23 protein-coding genes and 2 tRNA genes are annotated in these 21,695 nt (G+C 69.2%); 10 read left to right on the top strand and 15 right to left on the bottom strand.

The window, feature by feature from the left end; translation table 11 throughout:
• Positions 1–6: 6 nt before the first annotated feature.
• Positions 7–513: an acetolactate synthase small subunit gene (gene ilvN / locus TSO221_RS24755; protein ID WP_109121184.1), complete on the top strand. Its 507-nt coding sequence runs from the start codon at positions 7–9 to the stop codon at positions 511–513.
• 118 nt (positions 514–631) lie between these two features.
• Positions 632–1,651 (top strand): ketol-acid reductoisomerase, encoded by a 1,020-nt coding sequence (gene ilvC / locus TSO221_RS24750; RefSeq protein WP_109121183.1) that lies wholly within the window; start codon positions 632–634, stop codon positions 1,649–1,651.
• 64 nt (positions 1,652–1,715) lie between these two features.
• Here the strand turns inward: ilvC and TSO221_RS24745 are convergent, their stop codons facing one another.
• From TSO221_RS24745 to phoU, 3 genes are all read right to left on the bottom strand, one after another.
• Entirely contained in the window at positions 1,716–2,729 is a 1,014-nt protein-coding gene (locus tag TSO221_RS24745; RefSeq protein WP_109121182.1) for a hypothetical protein, read from the bottom strand.
• 192 nt (positions 2,730–2,921) lie between these two features.
• The gene (gene hisE, locus TSO221_RS24740; protein WP_109121206.1) at positions 2,922–3,263 is read right to left on the bottom strand and encodes a phosphoribosyl-ATP diphosphatase; all 342 of its coding nucleotides are present in this window, start codon (positions 3,261–3,263) and stop codon (positions 2,922–2,924) included.
• A gap of 114 nt (positions 3,264–3,377) precedes the next feature.
• Positions 3,378–4,103, bottom strand: coding sequence for a phosphate signaling complex protein PhoU (gene phoU / locus TSO221_RS24735; protein WP_109121181.1), 726 nt, complete (start codon positions 4,101–4,103; stop codon positions 3,378–3,380).
• A 338-nt stretch (positions 4,104–4,441) separates the two neighbouring features.
• On the opposite strand from phoU, the gene TSO221_RS24730 reads away from it, so the two are divergent.
• The 6 genes from TSO221_RS24730 (at position 4,442) to TSO221_RS24705 (ending at position 9,212) form a co-directional block, all read left to right on the top strand.
• Positions 4,442–5,482, top strand: coding sequence for a rod shape-determining protein (locus tag TSO221_RS24730; protein ID WP_014240000.1), 1,041 nt, complete (start codon positions 4,442–4,444; stop codon positions 5,480–5,482).
• Positions 5,483–5,589: 107 nt separating this feature from the next.
• Positions 5,590–6,465 carry a rod shape-determining protein MreC gene (gene mreC / locus TSO221_RS24725; RefSeq protein WP_109121180.1) on the top strand — a complete coding sequence of 292 codons (876 nt, stop codon included), beginning with the start codon at positions 5,590–5,592 and terminating at the stop codon, positions 6,463–6,465.
• A gap of 27 nt (positions 6,466–6,492) precedes the next feature.
• Complete coding sequence (gene mreD, locus TSO221_RS24720; protein ID WP_109121179.1) at positions 6,493–7,005, top strand: rod shape-determining protein MreD; 513 nt, start codon at positions 6,493–6,495, stop codon at positions 7,003–7,005.
• Between the two features lie 13 nt (positions 7,006–7,018).
• A complete protein-coding gene (gene mrdA / locus TSO221_RS24715; RefSeq protein ID WP_109121178.1) occupies positions 7,019–8,896 on the top strand; it encodes a penicillin-binding protein 2 in 1,878 nt (625 codons plus the stop codon).
• Positions 8,897–9,035: 139 nt separating this feature from the next.
• Positions 9,036–9,111 (top strand) — tRNA-Lys (locus tag TSO221_RS24710).
• A 25-nt stretch (positions 9,112–9,136) separates the two neighbouring features.
• Positions 9,137–9,212 (top strand) — tRNA-Lys (locus TSO221_RS24705).
• Positions 9,213–9,359: 147 nt separating this feature from the next.
• Here TSO221_RS24705 and TSO221_RS24700 read toward each other — a convergent pair.
• The 6 genes from TSO221_RS24700 to TSO221_RS24675 form a co-directional block, all read right to left on the bottom strand.
• Positions 9,360–9,698, bottom strand: coding sequence for a DUF1153 domain-containing protein (locus tag TSO221_RS24700; RefSeq protein ID WP_109121205.1), 339 nt, complete (start codon positions 9,696–9,698; stop codon positions 9,360–9,362).
• Between the two features lie 178 nt (positions 9,699–9,876).
• Positions 9,877–10,608: a flagellar hook capping FlgD N-terminal domain-containing protein gene (locus TSO221_RS24695; RefSeq protein ID WP_109121177.1), complete on the bottom strand. Its 732-nt coding sequence runs from the start codon at positions 10,606–10,608 to the stop codon at positions 9,877–9,879.
• Between the two features lie 26 nt (positions 10,609–10,634).
• On the bottom strand, positions 10,635–13,001 hold the full coding sequence (locus tag TSO221_RS35130; RefSeq protein ID WP_247878242.1) for a flagellar hook-length control protein FliK: 2,367 nt from the start codon (positions 12,999–13,001) through the stop codon (positions 10,635–10,637).
• Positions 13,002–13,221: 220 nt separating this feature from the next.
• The gene (locus TSO221_RS24685; RefSeq protein WP_109121176.1) at positions 13,222–13,740 is read right to left on the bottom strand and encodes a flagellar basal-body protein; all 519 of its coding nucleotides are present in this window, start codon (positions 13,738–13,740) and stop codon (positions 13,222–13,224) included.
• Entirely contained in the window at positions 13,733–14,110 is a 378-nt protein-coding gene (locus tag TSO221_RS24680) for a rod-binding protein (protein ID WP_109121175.1), read from the bottom strand. Before TSO221_RS24680 ends, TSO221_RS24685 begins: the two co-directional genes overlap by 8 nt.
• Entirely contained in the window at positions 14,110–15,249 is a 1,140-nt protein-coding gene (locus TSO221_RS24675; protein WP_109121174.1) for a flagellar basal body P-ring protein FlgI, read from the bottom strand. Before TSO221_RS24675 ends, TSO221_RS24680 begins: the two co-directional genes overlap by 1 nt.
• 211 nt (positions 15,250–15,460) lie before the next feature.
• Here TSO221_RS24675 and TSO221_RS24670 point away from each other — a divergent pair, with 211 nt between their 5' ends.
• Together TSO221_RS24670 and dksA are read left to right on the top strand one after the other, a co-directional pair.
• On the top strand, positions 15,461–15,880 hold the full coding sequence (locus TSO221_RS24670; protein WP_109121173.1) for a flagellar assembly protein FliX: 420 nt from the start codon (positions 15,461–15,463) through the stop codon (positions 15,878–15,880).
• Positions 15,881–16,035: 155 nt separating this feature from the next.
• Positions 16,036–16,455, top strand: a complete 420-nt coding sequence (gene dksA / locus TSO221_RS24665) for an RNA polymerase-binding protein DksA (protein ID WP_109121172.1) — start codon at positions 16,036–16,038, stop codon at positions 16,453–16,455.
• Between the two features lie 124 nt (positions 16,456–16,579).
• On the opposite strand, the gene TSO221_RS24660 is transcribed toward dksA, so the two are convergent.
• The 6 genes from TSO221_RS24660 to flgF form a co-directional block, all read right to left on the bottom strand.
• On the bottom strand, positions 16,580–17,233 hold the full coding sequence (locus TSO221_RS24660; protein WP_247878240.1) for a class I SAM-dependent methyltransferase: 654 nt from the start codon (positions 17,231–17,233) through the stop codon (positions 16,580–16,582).
• Between the two features lie 43 nt (positions 17,234–17,276).
• Entirely contained in the window at positions 17,277–17,840 is a 564-nt protein-coding gene (locus tag TSO221_RS24655) for a hypothetical protein (protein WP_109121171.1), read from the bottom strand.
• A 190-nt stretch (positions 17,841–18,030) separates the two neighbouring features.
• The gene (gene flgH / locus TSO221_RS24650) at positions 18,031–18,795 is read right to left on the bottom strand and encodes a flagellar basal body L-ring protein FlgH (RefSeq protein WP_109121170.1); all 765 of its coding nucleotides are present in this window, start codon (positions 18,793–18,795) and stop codon (positions 18,031–18,033) included.
• Between the two features lie 60 nt (positions 18,796–18,855).
• On the bottom strand, positions 18,856–19,605 hold the full coding sequence (gene flgA / locus TSO221_RS24645; RefSeq protein WP_109121169.1) for a flagellar basal body P-ring formation chaperone FlgA: 750 nt from the start codon (positions 19,603–19,605) through the stop codon (positions 18,856–18,858).
• Positions 19,606–19,646: 41 nt separating this feature from the next.
• Positions 19,647–20,432 carry a flagellar basal-body rod protein FlgG gene (flgG, locus tag TSO221_RS24640; protein WP_109121168.1) on the bottom strand — a complete coding sequence of 262 codons (786 nt, stop codon included), beginning with the start codon at positions 20,430–20,432 and terminating at the stop codon, positions 19,647–19,649.
• Between the two features lie 26 nt (positions 20,433–20,458).
• On the bottom strand, positions 20,459–21,181 hold the full coding sequence (gene flgF, locus TSO221_RS24635; protein WP_109121167.1) for a flagellar basal-body rod protein FlgF: 723 nt from the start codon (positions 21,179–21,181) through the stop codon (positions 20,459–20,461).
• Positions 21,182–21,695 lie beyond the last annotated feature (514 nt).

The raw sequence follows: 21,695 nt of genomic DNA, 5'->3' as shown, positions 1-21,695 counted from the left end.
CGGGTCATGGAAGAGAAGATCGAAAAGCACACCATCGCCGTGCTGGTGGACAACGAGCCGGGCGTTCTCGCCCGCGTCATCGGCCTGTTCTCGGGCCGCGGCTACAACATCGAGAGCCTGACGGTGGCCGAGGTGGACAACACCGGCCACACCTCGCGCATCACGCTGGTCACCTCGGGCACGCGGATGATCGTCGAGCAGATCAAGGCGCAGCTCGACCGCCTCGTGCCGGTGCACAAGGTGCGCGACCTCACCGACGACGGCCCGCGCGTCGAGCGCGAGCTGGCGCTGATCAAGGTCGCCGGCACCGGCGACAAGCGCATCGAGGCGCTGCGTCTGGCCGACATCTACAAGGCCAACGTGGTGGACGCGACGCTGTCGTCGTTCATCTTCGAGCTGACCGGCACCACCGACCACGTCGAGGAGTTCATCGCGCTGATGAGCCAGCTCGGCATGGTGGAGACCAGCCGCACCGGCGTGCTCGCCATGTCCAAGGGCGCGGCGGGTTTCTGACGGACGGAACTTTCCCACCACCGGCGGCGGAGTCGCTTGACGCGGCGCCGCCGCCGGTGGAGTAATCGGCCCGCAGCTGCGGGCAGCACCAACATTCGCGAGACCAAGGAATCATCCCATGCGCGTCTACTACGATCGTGATGCCGACGTGAACCTGATCAAGGGCAAGAAGGTCGTCATCGTCGGCTATGGCAGCCAGGGCCACGCCCACGCCAACAACCTGCGCGACAGCGGCGTCAAGGACGTCCGCGTGGCGCTGCGTCCGGGCTCGGCCACGGTCAAGAAGGCCGAAGGCGCCGGCTTCACGGTCATGGCGCCGGCCGAGGCCGCGGCGTGGGCCGACGTGGTGATGATCCTCACCCCCGACGAGCTGCAGGCCGACCTGTACCGCGACGATCTCGCCAAGAACCTGAAGCAGGGCGCCTCGCTGGTGTTCGCGCACGGCCTGAACGTGCACTTCAACCTGATCGAGCCGCGCGCCGACCTCGACGTGTTCATGATCGCCCCGAAGGGCCCCGGCCACACCGTGCGCGGCGAGTACCAGCGCGGCGGCGGCGTGCCCTGCCTGGTGGCGGTGCACCAGAACGCCTCGGGCAACGCGCTGGACATCGCGCTGTCCTACGCCTCGGCGGTGGGCGGCGGTCGCGCCGGCATCATCGAGACCACCTTCAAGGAAGAGTGCGAGACGGATCTGTTCGGCGAGCAGGCCGTGCTCTGCGGCGGCCTGACGGAGCTGATCAAGGCCGGCTACGAGACGCTGACCGAGGCCGGCTACGCCCCGGAGATGGCCTACTTCGAGTGCCTGCACGAGGTGAAGCTGATCGTCGACCTGATGTACGAGGGCGGCATGGCCAACATGCGCTACTCGATCTCCAACACCGCCGAGTACGGCGACTACAAGACCGGCCCGCGCATCGTCACCGCCGAGACCAAGGCCGAGATGAAGCGCGTCCTGGAGGACATCCAGACCGGCCGCTTCGTGCGCGACTGGATGCTGGAGTGCAAAGCCGGCCAGCCGAGCTTCAAGGCGACCCGCCGCCGCAACGCCGAGCACTCGATCGAGCAGGTCGGCGAGAAGCTGCGCGCCATGATGCCCTGGATCGCCGAGCGCCGTCTGGTCGACAAGGCCAAGAACTGAGCCTTCAAGGCAGGTTCCGGAAACGGAAAGCGCGCCCTTTGGGGCGCGCTTTTTGTTTGCGCGGCTACAGCGGCTTGAAGCCGAGGAAGCCGTTCAGGGCGTCGTAGAGGTAGGTGCAGGCGTTGATCGGGCAGATGCCGACGTTGGCGCGGGCGAAGCTGCCGTCTCCGGTGGGCGGACCCATGTACAGCACGTCGCCGACCGGATTCGGCGTGTCCTTGGCCGGCTTCTCGCCGATGGTCACCGTGTAGGCGAGCGCCGGCGCGGCGCCGGTGGCCCCGGCCGCGAAGGAGACGCTGATCCGGGAGTTCTGGGTGAACGGCCACTGGTCGTTGGCGTTCTCCGGCCCCAGGCAGCCGTTCGGGATGTCGCTCTGCGGGCAGGCCACCAGGAACTGGTTGATGCCGGTGTCGAGTTCGAAGGCCAGCGGGACCGCCGTGCCGAAGTCGCCGTTCGGCGGGGCGAAGGCGACGTTGACGGCGGGCGGGTTCCAGGCCTGCACGTCCGGCGGGGTGAACGGGACGGTGTTGGTCTGCGCCGGCAGCGGGGTGATCGGCGGATTGGCGACGGTGAGCGCAGCGCCGGCGTAGCCGTCGCCGGCGCTGTGGGTCTGGCCGATGACGACCGTGGTCTGGGTCAGCGCATAGGCCGGTGCCAGCGGGTTGCCCGAGGAGTCGCTGGCTTGCAGGAACACGTTGTAAGCGGGAGCTTCGCCCTTCGCCGACACGCCCATCATGGCGAGGTTGTCGGGGGCGTCGGGGCAAACCAGCACCATGGCGTGCGAACTGACCGTGGTGCCGTCGGCGCCGATCAGATCGACCGGCAGATGGTACCAGACGCCGGTGCGGGTGATCGTGCTGGGGTAGTAGTGGATGGTGTAGCTGCCGAAGCTCGGATAGGTGTCCCAGGGGAAATCGCTTGGGAAGAGCGACTGCGACATGACCATGCCGGACGAGCCCGTATCCACCTGGAAGGTGTTGACGGCCACGCCGCCCACCTTGGCCTTCAGGTGGAAGCCGCCGTTGTCGATGTCCGCCCTCTCGAAGGTGAGGGCAACGGGCGAAGCGTATGTGGTCATGGTTCCCCCTTGTCTGCGCAATTGTTCCGGGAAGGCGGGAGCCTCCCTTCCCGTACGTTAGCGAAGGCGCATGAAGGGTGGATGATGGGGTTGTAGTCGTCTGGGAATAATCCGCGCAATTAAGCGCGATTCTGCGACATGATGCGAGTGGCGGATTGCGCATTCATGAACATTCTCGCGCGGGTGGCGAGTCTACTTCTCCTCGCGGCCGCCGACCACCGCCAGCTTCGGCAGCTTCTCGGCGATGCCGTACAGGTTCTCGCGTCGCCGCAGTTCGGCGAACACCTCATCCGGATGGATGTCCAGCGACGCCCAGAGCACCGCGATGTTGTAGAGCAGGTCGGCGCTCTCGTTGATCACGCCCTGGCGGTCCTCCGCCATGGCGTCCAGCGCCACCTCCACCGCCTCCTCGCCAACCTTCTTGGCGATCTTCTTCGGGCCGGCGGCGAACAGCTTGGCGGTGCGCGAATCCGAGGGATCGCGGCCTTTGCGTTCGCGGACGGCGTCGTACAGGCGGCGGAGGTCGTTGGACATGTCGTGCGTGCGGCTCCGGAAATTCATCTCGTATGAAATTAACCTTCGCAGCACGTATTTTCCATCACCCAACCGACAAGGGCCGGGCGTTGCCTCGACCGAAAGGGTTATAACTTAAGGCTGGGATTCGCGCGGGGATGCGCCGCTCGCCTCGTCGGCTTTCGGGCGCTCGTCGGACAGTGGCTGGCCGGTGACGAGGAAGTACACGGTCTCAGCGATGTTGGTGGCATGGTCGCCGATGCGCTCCAGCCCCTTGGCGATGAACAGCAGATGCATGTGCGCCTGGAAGCGCTCCGGCGCTTCCGCGGCGGCCCGGGTCACCGCCTGCACGACGCTGGAGTGCAGCGCGTCCACCTCGTCGTCGTTGCGCCAGACCTGCAGGGCGCGCTCGGCGTCGCCCTCCACGTAGGCATCGAGCACCGTGCCCAGCCGCTCGCGGACCAGTCGGCCGAGCGCAGGCAGGCCGGCCAGAGTCGGCGTGTCCGGCAGCCCGCGCAGCGCGGAGGAGCGCTTGGCGATGTTGGCGGCGTGGTCGCCGACACGCTCCAGGCTGCCGGCCATCTTCAGCGCCGCCATCACCTCGCGCAGGTCGTCGGCCACCGGCTGGCGCAGCACCAGCAGGCGCATGCTGGCGGCCTCGATCTCCTGCTGCTCGCGGTCCAATCGGCCGTCGCCGCGCACCACCTCGCCGGCCAGGGTCGGGTCGCGCTGCGCCAGACAGGCCAGCGCGCCGTCCACCTGGGTCTCCGCCGCCCCGGCCATCTCCACCACGCTCGAGCGCAGCTTCTTCAGCGCCTCTTCATAGGCGGTGACGATGTGGCGGTGGGTGGTGGGTGTCATGGGGGTCTCCGGCGGTCGCGTCGGCGCAGCTTACGCGTTTGCACGCCGCTTGACATCCGATAAGCGCAGAGGTGCCCACCGCCGCGACAAAGCCGTTGCGGCGCCGCAGCGATTCCCCCTAGAACAGGCAGGGCCGCGGCGCGCGGGGTATAACGAAAAATTAACCCTGTTGGGCCAGTGTTCGGGCCGTCCGGGGCCTGCCGCACGGTGGCCTCCGACCCGCACTCTCCGCTTGAGCGCGGTCAAGTGTTCGTCTATGCAACGGGCGGCGGATGCGGTTCCTCGGACCCGCGATGCCGGCCAGGCCGTCTCAACCGCATGAAGAAGTAGTCGGGTCCATGCTTTCCAAACTTCTCGGCGTCCTGTCCGCCGACATGGCGATCGATCTGGGGACGGCCAACACCCTGGTCTACGTGAAGGGCCGCGGCATCGTGCTGAACGAGCCGTCGGTCGTGGCCATCGCCAACGTCCGCGGCAAGAAGCAGGTGCTGGCCGTCGGCGACGAGGCCAAGATGATGCTGGGCCGCACGCCCGGCAACATCCAGGCCATCCGCCCCTTGCGCGACGGCGTCATCGCCGACTTCGAAGTCGCCGAGGAGATGATCAAGCACTTCATCCGCAAGGTGCACAACCGCCGCAGCTTTGCCAGCCCGCAGGTCATCATCTGCGTGCCGTCGGGCTCCACCGCGGTCGAGCGCCGGGCCATCCAGGAGTCGGCCGAGGCTGCCGGCGCGCGCCGGGTCTTCCTCATCGAGGAGCCCATGGCCGCCGCCATCGGCGCCGGGCTGCCGGTGACCGAGCCGACCGGCTCGATGGTCGTGGACATCGGCGGCGGCACCACCGAGGTGGCCGTGCTGTCGCTGGGCGGCATCGTCTACTCGCGCTCGGTGCGCGTCGGCGGCGACAAGATGGACGAGGCCATCATCGGCTACATCCGCCGCACGCATAACCTTCTCGTCGGCGAGGGCTCGGCCGAGCGCATCAAGAAGGAGATCGGCTCCGCCTGCCCGCCGGAGGACGGCGAGGGCCGCATCCTGGAGATCAAGGGCCGCGACCTGATGAACGGCGTGCCGAAGGAGCTGATCATCTCCGAGCGGCAGATCGCCGAGTCCCTGGCCGAGCCGGTCTCGGCCATCGTCGAGGCGGTCAAGGTGGCGCTCGAGCACACCGCGCCGGAGCTGGCGGCCGACATCGTCGACAAGGGCATCGTGCTCACCGGCGGCGGTGCCCTGCTCGGCAACCTGGACTTCGTGCTGCGGCACGCCACGGGGTTGCCGGTCTCCATCGCCGACGATCCGCTTTCGTGTGTCGCGCTGGGCACAGGCCGCGCCCTGGAAGAGATGAAGACGCTGCGAAACGTCTTGGTCAGCGCTTACTGATCGTGTAATCCTCGAATGGATACCGCGGGCCCCGTGATTCGCCTGAAACGCATCGGGACGAAGCCAACGGGGCGCGTGGCGCCAGCCTTCCTGGACGGGATGATCCTGTGAAGCCGCGAACCTCCGGATCCGTCGTTCGCCTTGCCGCGCCGTTGCGGGCGCTCGCCCAGCGATTCTCGTTCCTTCTGCTGGTCGCCGCCTCGGTCGCACTGATGATGGTGGGCAAGGTCGATCCGGCCTTCGTCGATACGGCGCGTTCGCGCGTCACCGACGCCTTCGCGCCGATCCTCGACGCCCTGTCGCGCCCCGCCGCCACCGCCGCCCGCGTCATCGAATCCGTCGTCGATGTGCAGAACGTCTACGAGGAGAACCAGCGCCTCAAGGCGGAGAACGCCCGCCTGACGCAGTGGCGCCAGGCGGCGCTGCGGCTGGAGGCGGAGAACAACAGCTTGCGCTCGGTCCTGCGCTACAAGCCGGACCCGGCGGCCTCCTACATCACCGCGCGCGTCATCGCGGCGCCCGGCGCCACCTTCTTCCGCACGCTGGTGGTCACCGCCGGCAGGCGCGACGGGGTGCGCAAGGGGCAGGCGGCGCTGGCCGGCTCCGGCATGGTCGGCCGCGTGGTCGAGGTGGGCGAGTGGTCGTCGCGCGTGCTGCTGATCACCGACATCAACGCCCGCGTTCCGGTGGTGCTGGAAAGCTCGCGCCAGCGCGCGCTGCTGGCGGGCGACAACTCCGACCAGCCGAAGCTCATCTACCTGCCGCCCGACGCGGTGGCGACGGTGGGCGAGCGGGTGGTCACCTCGGGGCATGGCGGCGCCTATCCGCCCGGCATCCCCATCGGCGTCGTCGCCTCCGTCGGCGAGCGCGGCGTCCGTGTCCAGCCCATCGCCGACCTGTCGCGCCTGGAGCACCTCCGGCTCGTCGATTTCGGGCTGCCCGGCGGCCCCGGCGAGGTGGAGCCCCATCGCGACTGGAAGTAAGGGCGTCACGGACGCGATTGGGACAGTATGACCGTTACTCTCTGGCAGCGTCTGGACAAGACCGGCCGCAACCTCGCCCCGTTCGCGGTCACGGTGATGTTGCTGCTGCTCGGCATGGTGCCGCTGCAGATCCCGTCCTACACGGAGATCGCGCCGGCGCTGACCCTCATGGCCGTCTACTACTGGGCGATCCACCGGCCGGACCTGCTGCGGCCGGGGGCGGTGTTCGCGCTCGGCCTGCTGCAGGACCTGCTGTCGGGGGCGCCGCTCGGCCTCAACGCCCTGACGCTGGTGTGCGTGCACTGGACGGTGCTGACGCAGCGCCGCTTCTTCCTGGCCAACACCTTCGCCCTGATGTGGGTCGGCTTCGCCCTGATCGTGCTCGGCGCGGCGGTGCTGCAATGGCTGGTGGTGTGCGCGCTCAGCGCCTCCGCGGTGCCGTTCAACGCCCCGTTCTTCCAGGCGCTGCTGACCCTGGCGCTGTTCCCCGTGTTCGCGTGGCTGTTCATCCGCGTGCACCGGGCCTTCCTGCAAGGCTGAGCCCATGCCCAGAATGTCCAGCGAGCGCGACACCGACCGCTACCGCAGCTTCACCCGCCGCATGCTGGTGCTGGGCGGGCTGAAGGTCGGCCTGCTGTCCGCCCTGGCGGGGCGGCTCTACTACCTGCAGGTCCTTCAGTCGGCCAAGTACACCATGCTGGCCGAGGAGAACCGCATCAGCCTGCGCCTGATCGCGCCGTCGCGCGGGCCGATCACCGACCGCTTCGGCGTGCCGCTGGCGATGAACCAGCAGAACTACCGCGTCGTCGTGGTGTCGGAGCGCACCAAGAACATTCCCGAGACGCTGGACAAGATCTCGCAGGTCGTGCCGCTGACCGACGGCGACCGAAGGCGCGTCATGCGCGAGATGCAGCGCAAGCGCCGCTTCGTGCCGGTCACCGTGCGCGAGAACCTGACCTGGGAGCAGGTGGCGACGCTGGAGATGAACATGCCCGACCTGCCGGGCGCGGCCATCGACGTCGGCGAGATCCGCTACTACCCCTTCGCCGAGGCGACGGCGCACATCCTCGGCTACGTCGGCGCGGTGGCGGAGGCGGAGTTGAATGGCGACCCCGTGCTGTCGCTGCCCGGCTTCCGCATCGGCAAGGGCGGCCTCGAGAAGTTCCACGAGAAGAACCTGCGCGGCACCGCCGGCACCAGCCAGCTGGAGGTCAACGCCGTCGGCCGCGTCATCCGCGAGCTGTCGCGCGACGAGGGCCAGCCCGGCCGTGAGGTGCAGCTGACCATCGACATCGGCCTTCAGCAGTTCTGCCAGAAGCGGCTGTCGGAGGAGCAGAGCGCCGCCTGCGTGGTGATGGATGTGCACACCGGCGCCATCTACGCGCTGGCCTCGCACCCGACCTACGACCCCAACCAGTTCACCATGGGCATCAGCGCCGAGCTGTGGGAGGAACTGCTGTCCAACCCCACGACGCCGCTGACCAACAAGGCGGTGGCGGGGCAGTATCCGCCCGGCTCGACCTTCAAGCCGGTGGTGGCGATGGCGGCGCTGGAGGCCGGCGTGGTCGGGCCGAAACACACCGTGCACTGCCCCGGCTGGATGGAGCTGGGCGACCACCGCTTCCACTGCTGGAAGAAGGGCGGCCACGGCTCGGTGGACATGGTGTCGGCGCTGCGCGATTCCTGCGACGTCTACTTCTACGACCTGGCCCGCCGCCTCGGCATCGACCGCATCGCCGAGATGGCGCAGCGCTTCGGCATGGGGCAGGCGGCCGGGCTCGACCTGCCGCACGAGCGGCCGGGCCTGATCCCGACGCGCGAGTGGAAGAAGAAGGCGCTGAACGCCACCTGGACGCAGGGCGAGTCGCTGATCGCCTCGATCGGGCAGGGCTACGTGCTGTCCACGCCGCTGCAGCTCGCCACCATGACCTGCCGGCTGGCCAACGGCGGCCACGCGGTCAGGCCGCACCTGACCAAGCAGATCAAGGGCGTGGCGACGGAGACGACGAACTGGCCGAGCCTCGGCGTCAAGAAGGAGAACCTGGAGGTGGTGATGGCCGGCATGAACGCCGTCACCAACATACAGGGCGGCACCGCCTACAAGGCGCGCATCACCGAGCCCGGATTCGAGATGGCCGGCAAGACCGGCAGCGCCCAGGTGCGCCGCATCACCATGGCCGAGCGCTCCACCGGCGTGAAAAAGAACGAGCAGTTGCCCTGGCGCGAGCGCGACCACGCGCTGTTCGTCGCCTTCGCGCCCGTCCACGCGCCGCGCTACGCCATCGGCCTGATCGTCGAGCATGGCGGTGGCGGTTCCACGGCGGCGGCGCCGATCGCGCGCGACATCCTGCTGGAGACCCAGAAGCGCGATCCCGGCCGCGCCGCGGTGGCCGACGCGCCCGAGCCGAAGGCCCCGCCGCCGCGCGGCTGAGCGGGCGGAAAAATCCGCGGCGCGGCGGCGCTTTTTGCTATCGACAAGCTCCGGAGCCTTTGCTATACCCCCGTCCTCGCCGGCCGGAACGACAGTACGGACGGGCGGTTTCCCAGGAAGCCGTGCAGTTGAGTGAGATGGGCGCATAGCTCAGTTGGTAGAGCAGCTGACTCTTAATCAGCGGGTCCAAGGTTCGAGTCCTTGTGCGCCCACCATCTCCTCAAGACGCCGACCCAGGATGGGCGCATAGCTCAGTTGGTAGAGCAGCTGACTCTTAATCAGCGGGTCCAAGGTTCGAGTCCTTGTGCGCCCACCATCCTGTTCCGATCGAGACCGCAAGGCCGCCTCCGGGCGGCCTTTGTCGTTTCCGGTCGGCCAACGGAAAGCCCGTGCCCAAAAAGCAAAGACGCCGCGGGGAACGGGACCCGGCGGCGTCTTTGAAGCGACTCGAAGGGGTGGGTGGCTATTCGGCCGCGCCGCTCATCACGCGGGGGCGCGGGGCAGGCTGGCCGTTGCGGTAGTCCTGCAGGCGCGTGGCGCGCAGGCCGCGCACGCCGTGGCTGTCGATCAGCCGCTGCCAGGACAGAAACTCCTCCACCGACAGGGTGTAGCGACGGCACGCCTCCTCAAGGCTGATCAGGCCCGAGCGCACACCGGCCACCACCTCGGCCTTGCGCCGCATCACCCAACGCTTGGTGTTGGGCGGCGGCAGGTCCTCTTCCGTTATCGGGCGGCCTTCCGGCCCGATGATCGACGCTCCGTTGGAGCCATCGTCGCTGAGCAAGATATCGCGAGATGACATGCGCGGACGCTCCACCACTGCTAGTGCTCTCCACGGAGGGGGAGTGTAACCGTAGCCACTTAACAAATACCTAAACGATAGGGTTAATGCTTTAGATGTCAAATAATCGGGCAAATTGGGCTCGAATGCCGGGCATCCGGCCGGCCGCGGGGCGTCGCCGGCGGCCGGCGTGAAGGACTCAGTGCACGGACTCGATGGAGGAGAGCTTCAGTTCCTTGCCGTCCACCATCAGCGTGGTCTCGCCGTCCTTGGAGCCCACACCTTCGACGCGGCCGAATGTGTAGGTCTTCGGCGAGTTGACCTCGCCGTCCTTCTCGGCGGTGGCGGAGGCGGTGATCTTGTAGGTGCCGGCGGGCACGGCGTTGCCGGACGAGTCCTTGTAATCCCAGGAGATCTGGTGCTTGCCGATCGAGGTCTCGCCCTTGAAGGTGCGCACCGTCTTGCCCGACGAATCGAGGATCTTGACCTCCACGCTCTTGGCCTTGCTGTCCAGCGAGTAGGCGAGCGGCGTGTCGGTGGTGTTGGAGTCCAGCGTGAAGCTGGTGCCCTCGTAGGACACCGTCTTGTTCAAGTAGCCCAGGTTGCTCGACGCCAGGGCCGACTGCTGCATCGACACCAGCTTGTCCAGGCGGGTGTTGGTGCCGATGTTCTGCTCGACGTTGGCGAACTGCACCAGCTGCGCCGTCATCTCGTTGGTGTCCATCGGCTTCGTCGGGTCCTGGTTCTTCAGCTGCGTGGTCAGCAGCGTCAGGAAGCTGGCGAAGTTGTTTCCCAGGCCCTTGATGGCCGAATCGGTGGTGTTCGTCTCCGCCGTCGTCTTGACGTCCGCCTTGTCCGACGTCTTCGTCTGCTGCCACTTCGTCTGGAGCTGCGAAACGTCCATGCCGTTGACGGTGGAGGTGGTGGTCATGACGGGGTCCTTTCCGGGTGGGCGGGTCAGACGCGCACGTCGACGCGCCCGGGGCCTAGGGTGAGGGTCTGCAGGATCGCCGCGTCGTCGACGGCGTCATCGCCGCCGCCGAAGCCGCGGCCCCGCTTGCCCGCGCTCTGCCGGCCACCCTCCTGCTGATCCGCGAAGGAAGGGGCGCCGTCGTCGCGCAGGCTGAAGCTGAGGCTGTCGCTGTCGGCCTTCAGTCCAGCCTCTTGCAAGGCCCGTTCCAGTCCGCGGGAGTCACGCTGCAGAAGCTCCAGTGTCTGCGGCCGGTCCACCGCGACGATGGCGCTCACCCGCCCGTCCTGGGCGATTTCCAGCCGGATGTCGATCCGGCCCAACTCCTCCGGTTTCAGCATGATGGTGAAGCGCTCGTTGCCGTCGGCCACGTGCTTGTGGATGTTGACCGCGACCTGGTCGGTCACGCCCAGCGGCAAATGCGGCGACCGCATCGTCCGCAGCACGGCGGGGGCCGCCGCTTCGGTCGGGGCGGCAGGCTTGGCCGCGTCGGCCGGCAGAATGTGCCCGGTCGCCTGGTCCTTGTTGCCGGGTGCCTCCGCTGCGGCCGGTGCGGCCGGCGCCGCGCCGGCGATCTCCTGCACCGCCGCGGTGTCGGCGGTGGCGACGGCGGAGTCGGCGGCGCGCGCCGGCGCGACCGGCTCGGGCGTCGCGACCTGCAGCTGCGGCGCGGCGCCGTCGCGAACCGCCTCGGACGACGCCTTGGCGGCGGGCTTCGCATCGGATTTCTCGGACGTCTTGTCGGCGGTCTTCTCGGCCGATTTGGCGCCGAGCAGGTCGGCCAGGCCGTCGGGCAGCCTGGTCTGCTCCTTCTCGACCTTCTCCGCCGCCTCGGCCTTGTCGGGCTTGGCCGCGGTCTCCGCCGCCTCCGCCTTGCCGGCGGATGCGGCGTCCACCGTCCCGATGGTTCCGGCGCTGGAGATCACGTCCGCCTTTTCGGCCTTCGGTGCTTCCGGCTTGACCGGCGTCGTCTTGCCGACGGCTGTCGCTTCGGCAGCCTTCGGGTCGGTCTTCGCGGCGTCGGCGGCCGGCTCGGCCGTGGCGGGGATCGCGGCCGGCTGTGCGGCTGCCATGGCCGAGGCGACCGTGATGTCCTGGATGGCCTTGTCCGGCTCGGCCGACGCCGTGTCGGCGGGCGGAGTGCTGGGCGGGGCGGCCGGGGCCGCCGTCATGGCGGCAGCCGTCGCGGCCATCGCGGCCGGATCCACCGGGGCGACGGGCGGCGTGGCGGGCGCGGGCGTGGGCGCGGCGGCGTCCGCCGCGGCATCGCCGGTCGTCGCGGCCAGCTGCTCGGCCGTGGTCTCCGGTTGGGTCAGGGTTTGGGCTTGGACCGGAGTGGCGGTGCCGGACGGCTGAGCGGCGACCGCGGCAGCGAGCGCGGCGTCGAGGGCCGTCTGCACCGCCTCGGCCATCGCCGGGCCGGACGGCGCCATGCCGGTTCGGGCAGGCTTGCCGGCATCGGCGACATCCGCGGCATCGGCGACGATCGCGGGATCGCCGGTTTCGCCCGGCACCGGAACAGGGACGCCCGGTTCGGCCATGGGGTCGATGGTGACCGCGGCGGATGCCTCGATGGCGGTTGTGGTGGTGATCGAGCCGTCCGCGGCGATGAGCTGCACGACGGTCTCGACGACCGTCACCTCGGCCTCCACGACCGTACCTTCGGGAATGGTGCCGGCCTCGGGCGTCGCGAGTTCGACGGGGAGCGGCTCGGAGGGGGCGGACTGGCCGTCGGTCGCGGTGTCGGCCGCGTCGCCGGTGTCGGTCTGGCTGGCGGCGGCGGTCGCCTCGGCGTCGGCGTCCGCTTCGTCGGTCTTGGCCTCGCCGGGCCTTTCGCTCTTGTCGGTCTTGCGCGTGCCGTTGCCGCGCTCGGCGCGGGCCGGCTTGGCGGCGGCGGCGTGCTCGCCTGCCTTCTCGGGGGCTTTCTCCGGAGTTTCGGCGGGCGGCGCGTCGTCCTTGGTCGCGGGCTTGGCGGCCTTGTCCTCGGCGTGCGCCGCCTTGCGGGCGTCGTTGGCGGCGTGCGCCGCGTCGGCGCGCGGCGAACGCGACGGGGTGCGCTCGGCCACCGGCTTCGGCGCTGCCGGCTGGGTGTCCTGCCAGCGCGTCGCCTGGAGCGGCGGGCGTTCGGTGGCGGGCGCGTCGCGCTCGGGCTTGTGCTTCTCCTCCTGGGCGACGGAGGGGCGCGCGGCGGGCTTGCGCGGTTCGGGGGTGCGGGCTTCCGGCCGGCGCTCGGCGGCGCGCGTCGCGGCCTGGTCGAGAAGCTGCGCGAACATGTCGTCCTTGGCGCCCGTCGTCGCGGCGCCCACGGACGAGGTGTCGAAGGAGGTCTGCGGGGCAAACGTGCGGATTTCCATGGGACGCCTTCCTTGCACTGGCTTCTCGTCTGCCGTGTAGCAACTCCCGGGCCAGACGCGTTATCAAGGAATCCCAATGGCTTGGTCGGCGAGCCCGGCAGTTCCCGCCGGGGGGCGGCAATTTCCGCCGGGTGGGCCGGCGCTTCTTGCCGGCCCCGAAAGGAAAGGGGCCGCCGTGCGGCAGCCCCTGAAGTTCGGATGGATGGAGGTGCTGAAAACTCTAAAGACAGGCGTTCAGCGTCGCCGAGGTCTGGGGGCCGCGCGTCGGCGCCCCGTAGCCGCGCAGCAGCGGGCCGTTCGATTGCCGTGGGCCGTAGGCCACGCCCGGTGCGGTCTGGCGCAGCTGGTTCATCGCCTGCACCATCATGTCGACCAGCGTCTGCTGCGTCTCGCCGGCGAGCTTCAGCGCGTGCACGTTGGCCCGCGCGCTCTCCGACAGGGTCTGCGTCGCCGCGGCGAGCCTCTCCTTGAGGTCCGGGGCGAGCGCCGCCATCCCGGCGCGGTCGATGCGCAGCAGGCGCGACAGCTCCTCGTAGGCGATGCTCAGCGGGTGCTTGCCGTTGGCCAACGCCATCACCTCCTCGGGCGGCCGGTGGTCGCGGACGGCGGCGGTCTCGCGGTCCATCTGCTGGGCGAGGCGGGAGCACAGGTCCACCAGGGCGACCGCGCGCTCCTCGGCGTTGCGCGGCAGGTTGACCGGCTTGCGCTCGGTTGGGAAGCGGACGTCGACCTTATCCATGGCTGTTGGCCTCCTGGGCCCTGAGAAGCTCGCGATAGACGGAATCGGCGATGCCGAAGCCGCCGCGGGAGCTCATCTGCTTGCCGTACTCGTTGACCAGCAGCGAGCGGAACATCTCCTCGCCATGGCCGCCGCCGAACATCGGGTCCGTCTCGACGGTCTCGAACATCGGCGTCAGCATCTGGCTGAGGAACTGCGTCTCGAACTCGTTGGCCGATTTGCGCAGCTTGGAGTCCACCGCCGGGTCCACCTTGCCGCTTGGGCCGCCCGGGCCGCCCGCGGGGGCGCCGTAGGCCTTGTGGGCGGCGCGCTCGACCAGCGGGTTGAAGCGGGGGGCGGGCAGGGCGGGGGTTTGCAGGGCGGCGTCCATCAGATCACCTCGATCTCGGCTTGCAGGGCTCCGGCGGCCTTGATCGACTGGAGGATCGAGATCATGTCGCGCGGACCCACTCCCAGCGCATTCAAACTCTGTACCAACTCCTGCAGGGTGACGCCGGAGTTCATGACGGCGAGGCGGTTCTGCGACTGGTCGTCCACCTGGATGTCGGTGCGCGGCACCACCGTCGTCTGGCCGTTGGAGAACGGACCGGGCTGGCTGACCTGCGGGGTCTCGGTGATGCGGATGGTCAGGTTGCCCTGGGCGATGGCGACCGTGGAGATGCGCACGTTCTCGCCCATCACGATGACGCCGGACTTCTCGTCCACCACCACGCGGGCCACCTGGTCGGGGGTGACGCGCAGCTGCTCGATCTCGGTGACCAGCCCGACCACGTCGCCGCGCCGCGCCGGCGGCACCGTCAGCAGCACCGACGACGGGTCGGTGGCCTGGGCCAGGTTGCCGCGCAGCTGCTGGTTGATGACCAGCGCCACGCGCTGGGCGGTGGTGAAGTCGGGATTGCGCAGGGAGAGGCGCAGCACCGGCAGCTCGGCCAGCGCGAACTGGATCTCGCGCTCGACCAGGGCGCCCGAGGCGATGCGGCCGGAGGTCGGCACGCCGCGCGTCACGCTGGCGCCCTGGCCGGAGGCGGTGAAGCCGGAGACGGCGATCGGCCCCTGGCCGACCGCGTAGACCTCGCCGTCGGCGCCCATCAGCGGGGTGACCAGCAGCGTGCCGCCCAGCAGGCTCTTGGCGTCGCCCATCGCGCTGACCGTCACGTCGATGCGCGTGCCCTGCGCGGCGTAGGCCGGCAGCGTCGCCGTCACCATCACCGCCGCCACGTTCTTGGTGCGCAGGTTGGTGCCGCGGGTGTTGACGCCCATCCGCTCCAGCATGCCGATCAGGCTCTGCTCGGTGAAGGGCGAGTTGTTGAGGCTGTCGCCGCTGCCGTTCAGGCCGACCACCAGGCCGTAGCCGATCAGCATGTTGTCGCGCACGCCCTCGACGTCGAGGATGTCCTTGAGCCGGGCGGAGGACGCGGCGGCCGGAACCGTCAGGGCCAAAGCCAGGCCCGTGGCCAGCACGAGGCGGGCGACGATGCGGATGAGGGCGGTCATGGCGTTCGGTGTCATGGCGATGGTCTCTTCGCAAAAGCTCGCCAAAGCCTATGCGAAGGGCGTGCCAAGCCCGTATCGTCAGGTTCTCGCAGGCCGACGGGTTACCCACGTCCAGTTTTTGCCCCAACGAGTCGGCACTTTTTGCCCGATTGCGGCAAACCTTGACCGGGTGTAAAGGTAAACGGGACTGAAGTACGCCCTTTTCCGCTATGTGGTTGCGCAGATCATGAAAGTCGAAGGTCCCGGAAATCTTCGCGGCAGCGGCACGGTCCGGCGCACCGGCAAGACCGATGCCTCGGGTGGCGCCAGCTTCGCCAAGCAACTGGTCGGCGACACCACCGCGACCCACGGCGTGACCGGCGCGTCCGGCGTGTTCGGCGTCTCCAGCGTGCTGGCGCTGCAGGAGGTGGACGATGCCACGGCCCGCGCGTCGCGCGGCAAGATGCGGGCGGAGGACATGCTCGACATGATGGACGAGATCCGCCACGGCCTGCTGTCCGGATCCTTGTCGGCGCAGAAGCTGACGGACCTGCAGCGCGTCGTGCAGTCGCGCAAGGTGCAGGTGGACGATCCCAAGCTGGCGGAGATCCTCGACGAGATCGACCTGCGGGCGCAGGTGGAACTGGCCAAGCTGCAATCCTCGTGACGCGCGCGCCCGGCACCCGGTCCGGACGGGAAACCCTTTCGGGACTCCAAGGGCTTGCCTGTTTTCGCGATGCTCATCCGCAGGGTTGCGGGGCGGGGGCGGTCTACCTATACTCCGCGCCGCTCAGATTACCCCTTTGAGTTGGAAGCCATCGGATGTCCTCGCCGCTTCTGCCCCCGGGCTACACGCCGTCTGAAGACGAGCCGTTCATGAACCCGACGATGCGGGAGTATTTCCGCCAGAAGCTGCTGCGGTGGCGGGCGGAACTCCTCGCGGAGTCGAACGAGACGCTGCACAGCCTTCAGGAAGGCGGGATCCAGGAGCCGGACATCGCCGACCGCGCCTCGGCCGAGACCGACCGTGCCCTGGAGCTGCGCACCCGCGACCGCGAGCGCAAGCTGATCTCCAAGATCGACGCGGCGCTGGAGCGCATCGTGGACGGCTCCTACGGCTATTGCGAGGAGACCGGCGAGCCGATCTCCGTGCGCCGTCTCGACGCCCGCCCCATCGCCACGCTGAGCCTGGAGGCCCAGGAGCGGCACGAGCGCATGGAACGCACCCAGCGCGACGACTGACCACCTTTTCCATTCATTGCCCCCACCCTAACCCTCCCCCGCTTCGCAGGGGAGGGCACTCCGCCGCCTTTCCCCCTCCCCTGCGAAGCGGGGGAGGGGTCAGGGGTGGGGGCGAGTCGCCCCTTTACCCCTTGCGGAACAGCGCGACGTTCCGCCCGGCCATCTCCAGCGTCCAGCCGAATCGGCCAGCGATCCAGGCCAGCGTTTCCGGCCGATAGAAGGCGACGTGGCTGATCTCGCGGATGTAGGACCAGCCGGCGAACCCCGCGTCGTCGTACAGAACCCCGGTCATCAGCGCCAGCCAGCCGCCCGGCTTCAGCAATCCGTCGAGCTGCGCGAATCCGGCGGCGGGGTGGTGGAAGTGCTCGGCCACCTCGGTGCAGGTGACGAAGTCGTAGCGCCGCGCCAGGGCGTCGGCGTCGGGATGGAACAGCGGGTCGTGGTTGCGCACCGCGAAGCCGCGCTCTCCCAGCATCGCCGCGATCGCCGGCCCCGGGCCGCTGCCGAAGTCCAATCCCTCCGCCCCCGGCAGCAGCCGTTCCAGCAGCGGGTCGGTGGCCTGCGCCAGGAAGCGGCGGTAGCCGGGGTCACCGGGATCGTTGCGGTGCAGGCCGTACTCGGCGCGCTCCTCCTCCGGCGTGGGCAACTGCGCCGGGTCGAGGACGGTGACCGCGCAGGTGCCGCAGCGGAGGTAGCGCCGGCCGCGCACCTCGGTGAACGGGGTGAGGGGCGAGGCGTGGCAGAGCGGGCAGGGCAGGGGCATGGGGGTCTCGCTCATCCCGGACGAACGCTCCGGCCGGCCCGGCTATTTCATCCCGGCATCAGTCCAGCGTCCAGCGGGTCATCTGGGGAAAGGTGGGCAGGCCGTTGTCGTGCAGAAGGCCGTACACGCCGGAAAAGCCGGTCATGCCGGCCTGCGCCAGGGCCATCGGGCCATAATGGGTCCCCCGTTCCAGCCACGCCAGCATCGGATGTGTCCCGTCATACTGGTCGCGGTTGTAGGACTCCGGAAAGAAGACGCAGTCCATCGGCAGCCCAAGATGCCGGACGACGGCGTAGGACCACGCCTGGGACATGAACTCGCCCATCTGTGCCGCCCGCCCGAGCTCCGGATTCGCAGGCTCCTCCGCGACGAGGGACTCGATGTCCGCTTGCAGGTCCCTCCCCAGGCGGGGCCAATAGCGGCGCGGCACGACGATGATGTGTCCGGCCTCGTGCAGGAGGTCGCCCGACCCGCTCAGTGTATCGGGATCGATATGGATCACCCCGGCGTGGATGTTCACGCCCGGCAGGAAGCCGTCATGCGCCCCCTCGCCGTACTCGATGCTCAGGCCGACGCCGCGCAGGAAGGTGACGATGGGCTCCAGCGCTTCGGGGTGATGCATCGGTCCTCTCCACTCGTTTGAAATTCCGGGCGGATCATCGCGGAATGGGCGCGGACAGGCAACCTGCGCTCCCCGGTGCGGGTGTTTCCCGTTGTCGCAGGGCCGGCAGTCCACAAGAAGAAGGGCCGGCAGTTTCTGCCGGCCCTTTCTGCCCACCCGCCTCGTGCCGCCGGGTTTTCCGGCGCGTCGATCAGAACGGCGAGATGATGTCGAAGATCTGCTGGCCGTAGCGCGGCTGCTGCACGTCGCTGAGCTGGCCGCGGCCGCCGTAGGCGATGCGGGCCTCGGCGATCTTCTCGTAGCTGATGGTGTTCTGCGCGGTGATGTCCTCGGGGCGGATCACGCCGGTGATGTTCAGGTCGCGCAGCTCGTAGTTCACGCGCACCTCCTGGCGGCCCTGGATGACCAGGTTGCCGTTCGGTAGGGTCTGGGTGACCAGCGCCGCGACCTTCAGCTCGATCTGCTCCTTGCGGGTGATGTTGCCCTTGCCGTCGTTCGAGCTCTTGCTGGAGGCGTCGATCAGCTTGGAGGGATCGACGGCGCTCGGCAGCGCGTTCTTGAACTGGCTCTCCAGGCCCAGCAGGCTGGGCAGGCCCATGTTCTCGCTGTTGTCGCGCGACTTCTTGGTCTCGTTGGCCATCTGCGCCTGATCGTTGATGGTGATCAGCACCGTCAGGATGTCGCCGACCTGCTTGGCGCGCTGGTCCTTGAAGAACGCCTTGGAGCCCGAGCGCCACAGCGAGTTGGGGTTGCGCTCCGCCGGCATCGGCGTCGGCATCGGCAGGCTCACCGGCTGGTAGCCCGGCTGCGTGTACGGGTCCTTGATCTGGCTGAGCTGCGGGCCGGAGCCGACCTCGGACAGCCGGGTCGCGGCGTTGCAGGCGGCCAGCGACGCGGCGAGGGCGGCGGCCAGGGACAGCCGGGCGGCGATGCGGAGGGCGGGGCGGGCGGTCATGGCTGCGTTCCTTCGTCGGTCGTGCGCCGGGCGTTTTTTGCCGGCCGGGTGGGGCTTGCCCTACTTAGCTGCAACGGCCGTGCCAGGGCGGCCGACCGACACCCGGCTGGGGCCGGAAACCACCGCCTCGACGATGCGGTTGGACGCGGTGTTGACCACGCGGATCACGTCGCCCTTGCCGCCTTCCTGCAGCGCCTTGCCCTGGGTGGACAGCGACATGCTGCCGGTCTCCAGCGTGATGGTGACCAGGGACCCCTTGTCCACGATGCGCGGCGACTGCAGGTCGCGGATGCGCACCGGCTGGTTCACCGGGATGCCGCGCTTCGGCGTCATGCCGATCAGCTGCGCCTCGGTGGCGGCGACGTCGGTGCCGGCCTGGTCGGCGCGCAGCTCGACCCAGTCCACGTCGCCGGCGGCGATGGTATCGCCCGGCGACACGCGGTGGCTGAGCACCGGCACGTCCACCGTGCCGTAGGCCCGGCCGGAGACCGGCAGGCGCGCGGTGGTGCCGGGCACCACCAGCTCGGCCGCGAAGCGGGCCTGCACCGGGTTGTAGTAGAGGTTCTCGACCCGCGGCGCGCCGGTCGGCGTCTGGCCGGCGGGCACGCGCAGCTCGGCGGCGCGGTTGTCGATCTCCAGCCGCATGCGGCCGATCGTGATGTGGCGCGCCAGCGCCTCGCCCAGCGCCGCTTCCGCGTGGGTGGCGCCGTACACGAGGCTCTGGGACTCGGCAGAAAACGCCGGGCCGGCAAGAAGTGCCAAGCCGAGGTTGCCGAGGAGGAGGGCGCGGGCGGCGGTGCGGCGGAACATGGCGGGTACTCCGTGGAATGCGGGACAGGCGGCGCGCGGCGTCAGCGCATCTGGCCGGCCTGCTGCATCATCTCGTCGGTGGTCTTGATGACCTTGGAGTTCATCTCGTAGGCGCGCTGGGCGGAGATCAGCGTGGTGATCTCCTGCACGATGTTGACGTTCGAGGTCTCCAGGGCACCCTGCACCAGCCGGCCGAAGCCGGGGGCGCCGGGGTTGCCGGCGACCGCCTCGCCCGAGGCCGGGGTCTGCATGAACAGGTTGTCGCCCACCGCCTCCAGGCCGCCGGCGTTGGCGAAGGCCGCCAGCTGGATCTGGCCGACGTTCTGCGGGTTCACCTGGCCGTCCAGCTTCACCATCACCTCGCCCGACGGGTTGATCGCGATGTCCACCGCGTTGGTCGGGATGGTCATGGCCGGCTGCACCTGATAGCCGTCGGCGGTAACGATCACGCCCTCGGCCGACAGCTTGAAGTTGCCGGCGCGGGTGTAGGCGGTGTCGCCGCTGGGCAGCGTCACCTGGAAGTAGCCGGTGCCGTTGACCGCCACGTCGAGCTTGTTGTCGGTGACGTTCAGGTTGCCCTGCTCGAGGATGCGGCCGACCGAGGCGACGCGCACGCCGGCGCCGATCTGCACGCCGGTCGGCACCGTGGTGCCGGCGTCCGACGAGGTCGAGCCGATGCGGCGGAAGTTCTGGTAGAGCAGGTCCTGGAACTCGGCGCGCTGCTTCTTGAACGCGGTGGTCGTCGAGTTGGCGATGTTGTTCGAGATGGTCTCGACGTTGAGCTGCTGGGCCAGCATTCCGGTGGCACCGATGGCGAGGCTGCGCATGGCTGTGTACTCCCGTTTCTCTTCGCTCAGACGGTGCGGCCGAGCCGCTGGATGACGTTGCGGATGCGCTCGTTCTCGTTCTCGATCATCTTCTGCGCCTGCTGGTACTGGCGGTTGATGTCGATCATCTGGGTCATCTCGAGAACCGGCTTCACGTTGGATTGCTCAAGCATACCCTGTGCCACTTTCGTCTCCGCCGGGGCCGCCTGCGGCTCCTCGTCGCTGACGTAGAGGCCGGCGCCGACCTCGGTCATCATCTGCTCGCGCCGGAAGGTCACGACGTTCAGGCGGGCGACCGGGCCCAGCTCGGTGGTGACGGTGCCGTCGCCCTTGACCTCGATGGTGGTGGTGTTCGGCGGGATGGTGATCGGCTGGCCGTTGTCGGCGAGCACCGGCAGGCCGCTGCCGTCCACCAGCTGGCGCTGGCCGTCCATGCGGAACGAGCCGTTGCGGGTGTAGCGGCGGCCCGACGCGGTATCGACGGTGAAGTAGCCCGGGCCGGTCAGCGCCACGTCCAGCGGGTTGCCGGTGTTGACCATGCCGCCGGCGGTCAGGTCGCGCACCACGGCGCGGTCCTGGACCATGCTGACCTGCTCGTGCATGGCCGGGCGCTGCAGGAACTCGGTGAACATCACGCGCTGCTGCTTGAAGCCGGTGGTGTTCATGTTGGCGACGTTGTTGGCCACAACATCCATCTGCCGGCGCAGCGCGTTCTGGCGCGACAGGGCGATGTAGATCGGGTTTTCCATCGTCGTCTCTTCCGGTTCTCGCAGCCGCCGCGACCACCGCATCGGCGCTGTACCCTATGCAGCCGGCGTGCCAACCCGGAAAAGCCGAGGATTCCGTGGCCATGCGCCCGCTGCGGCAGGCGCTGCCCGGCAAATGCTGCCGCGCCCGGACGGAACTGCCGGGCAAGACCGGGCCGCACCGGGGCGTTTCGTCCCCACGCGGTGGAGGCGGTGCTGGCCGCGCGGCCGCCGAGGGCTGCGCCGGCAGGGCCGGAGGCGTTGGGATACGGGCCGCCGCCGTCCTGCGCCGCGGTGCGCGGGCAGGGGAGGGCGGGGACCCGTGTCCGAACGGACTCCGGGCTATGGCGGGGGAGAGCCACTCAAGAACCGTGCCGGGGCGAGGAGCTTGTCCCTCCCTCGCCTCCGGCGGGGGAGGGAGGGGCCCGCGCAGCGGGAGGGTGGGGGCTATGGCTTTCGGGAATGGCCGTTGCCCCCACCCCCACCCTCCCCCAGCGGGGCTGGGGGAGGGAGAACC

Source organism: Azospirillum sp. TSO22-1, from assembly GCF_003116015.1.
In the GTDB taxonomy this organism is placed as follows: Bacteria; Pseudomonadota; Alphaproteobacteria; order Azospirillales; family Azospirillaceae; genus Azospirillum.
Note: the sequence above shows the minus strand (reverse complement) of the source record. Positions and strands in the feature narration are given on the sequence as shown.

Excerpts from the sequence above, each read along its gene's own strand:
- ilvN (WP_109121184.1), top strand. The coding sequence starts at position 7 with ATGGAAGAGAAGATCGAAAAGCACACCATCGCCGTGCTGGTGGACAAC.
- ilvC (WP_109121183.1), top strand. The coding sequence starts at position 632 with ATGCGCGTCTACTACGATCGTGATGCCGACGTGAACCTGATCAAGGGC.
- TSO221_RS24745 (WP_109121182.1), bottom strand. The coding sequence starts at position 2,729 with ATGACCACATACGCTTCGCCCGTTGCCCTCACCTTCGAGAGGGCGGAC.
- hisE (WP_109121206.1), bottom strand. The coding sequence starts at position 3,263 with ATGTCCAACGACCTCCGCCGCCTGTACGACGCCGTCCGCGAACGCAAA.
- phoU (WP_109121181.1), bottom strand. The coding sequence starts at position 4,103 with ATGACACCCACCACCCACCGCCACATCGTCACCGCCTATGAAGAGGCG.
- TSO221_RS24730 (WP_014240000.1), top strand. The coding sequence starts at position 4,442 with ATGCTTTCCAAACTTCTCGGCGTCCTGTCCGCCGACATGGCGATCGAT.
- mreD (WP_109121179.1), top strand. The coding sequence starts at position 6,493 with ATGACCGTTACTCTCTGGCAGCGTCTGGACAAGACCGGCCGCAACCTC.
- mrdA (WP_109121178.1), top strand. The coding sequence starts at position 7,019 with ATGTCCAGCGAGCGCGACACCGACCGCTACCGCAGCTTCACCCGCCGC.
- TSO221_RS24700 (WP_109121205.1), bottom strand. The coding sequence starts at position 9,698 with ATGTCATCTCGCGATATCTTGCTCAGCGACGATGGCTCCAACGGAGCG.
- TSO221_RS24695 (WP_109121177.1), bottom strand. The coding sequence starts at position 10,608 with ATGACCACCACCTCCACCGTCAACGGCATGGACGTTTCGCAGCTCCAG.
- TSO221_RS35130 (WP_247878242.1), bottom strand. The coding sequence starts at position 13,001 with ATGGAAATCCGCACGTTTGCCCCGCAGACCTCCTTCGACACCTCGTCC.
- TSO221_RS24685 (WP_109121176.1), bottom strand. The coding sequence starts at position 13,740 with ATGGATAAGGTCGACGTCCGCTTCCCAACCGAGCGCAAGCCGGTCAAC.
- TSO221_RS24680 (WP_109121175.1), bottom strand. The coding sequence starts at position 14,110 with ATGGACGCCGCCCTGCAAACCCCCGCCCTGCCCGCCCCCCGCTTCAAC.
- TSO221_RS24675 (WP_109121174.1), bottom strand. The coding sequence starts at position 15,249 with ATGACACCGAACGCCATGACCGCCCTCATCCGCATCGTCGCCCGCCTC.
- TSO221_RS24670 (WP_109121173.1), top strand. The coding sequence starts at position 15,461 with ATGAAAGTCGAAGGTCCCGGAAATCTTCGCGGCAGCGGCACGGTCCGG.
- dksA (WP_109121172.1), top strand. The coding sequence starts at position 16,036 with ATGTCCTCGCCGCTTCTGCCCCCGGGCTACACGCCGTCTGAAGACGAG.
- TSO221_RS24660 (WP_247878240.1), bottom strand. The coding sequence starts at position 17,233 with ATGAGCGAGACCCCCATGCCCCTGCCCTGCCCGCTCTGCCACGCCTCG.
- TSO221_RS24655 (WP_109121171.1), bottom strand. The coding sequence starts at position 17,840 with ATGCATCACCCCGAAGCGCTGGAGCCCATCGTCACCTTCCTGCGCGGC.
- flgH (WP_109121170.1), bottom strand. The coding sequence starts at position 18,795 with ATGACCGCCCGCCCCGCCCTCCGCATCGCCGCCCGGCTGTCCCTGGCC.
- flgA (WP_109121169.1), bottom strand. The coding sequence starts at position 19,605 with ATGTTCCGCCGCACCGCCGCCCGCGCCCTCCTCCTCGGCAACCTCGGC.
- flgG (WP_109121168.1), bottom strand. The coding sequence starts at position 20,432 with ATGCGCAGCCTCGCCATCGGTGCCACCGGAATGCTGGCCCAGCAGCTC.
- flgF (WP_109121167.1), bottom strand. The coding sequence starts at position 21,181 with ATGGAAAACCCGATCTACATCGCCCTGTCGCGCCAGAACGCGCTGCGC.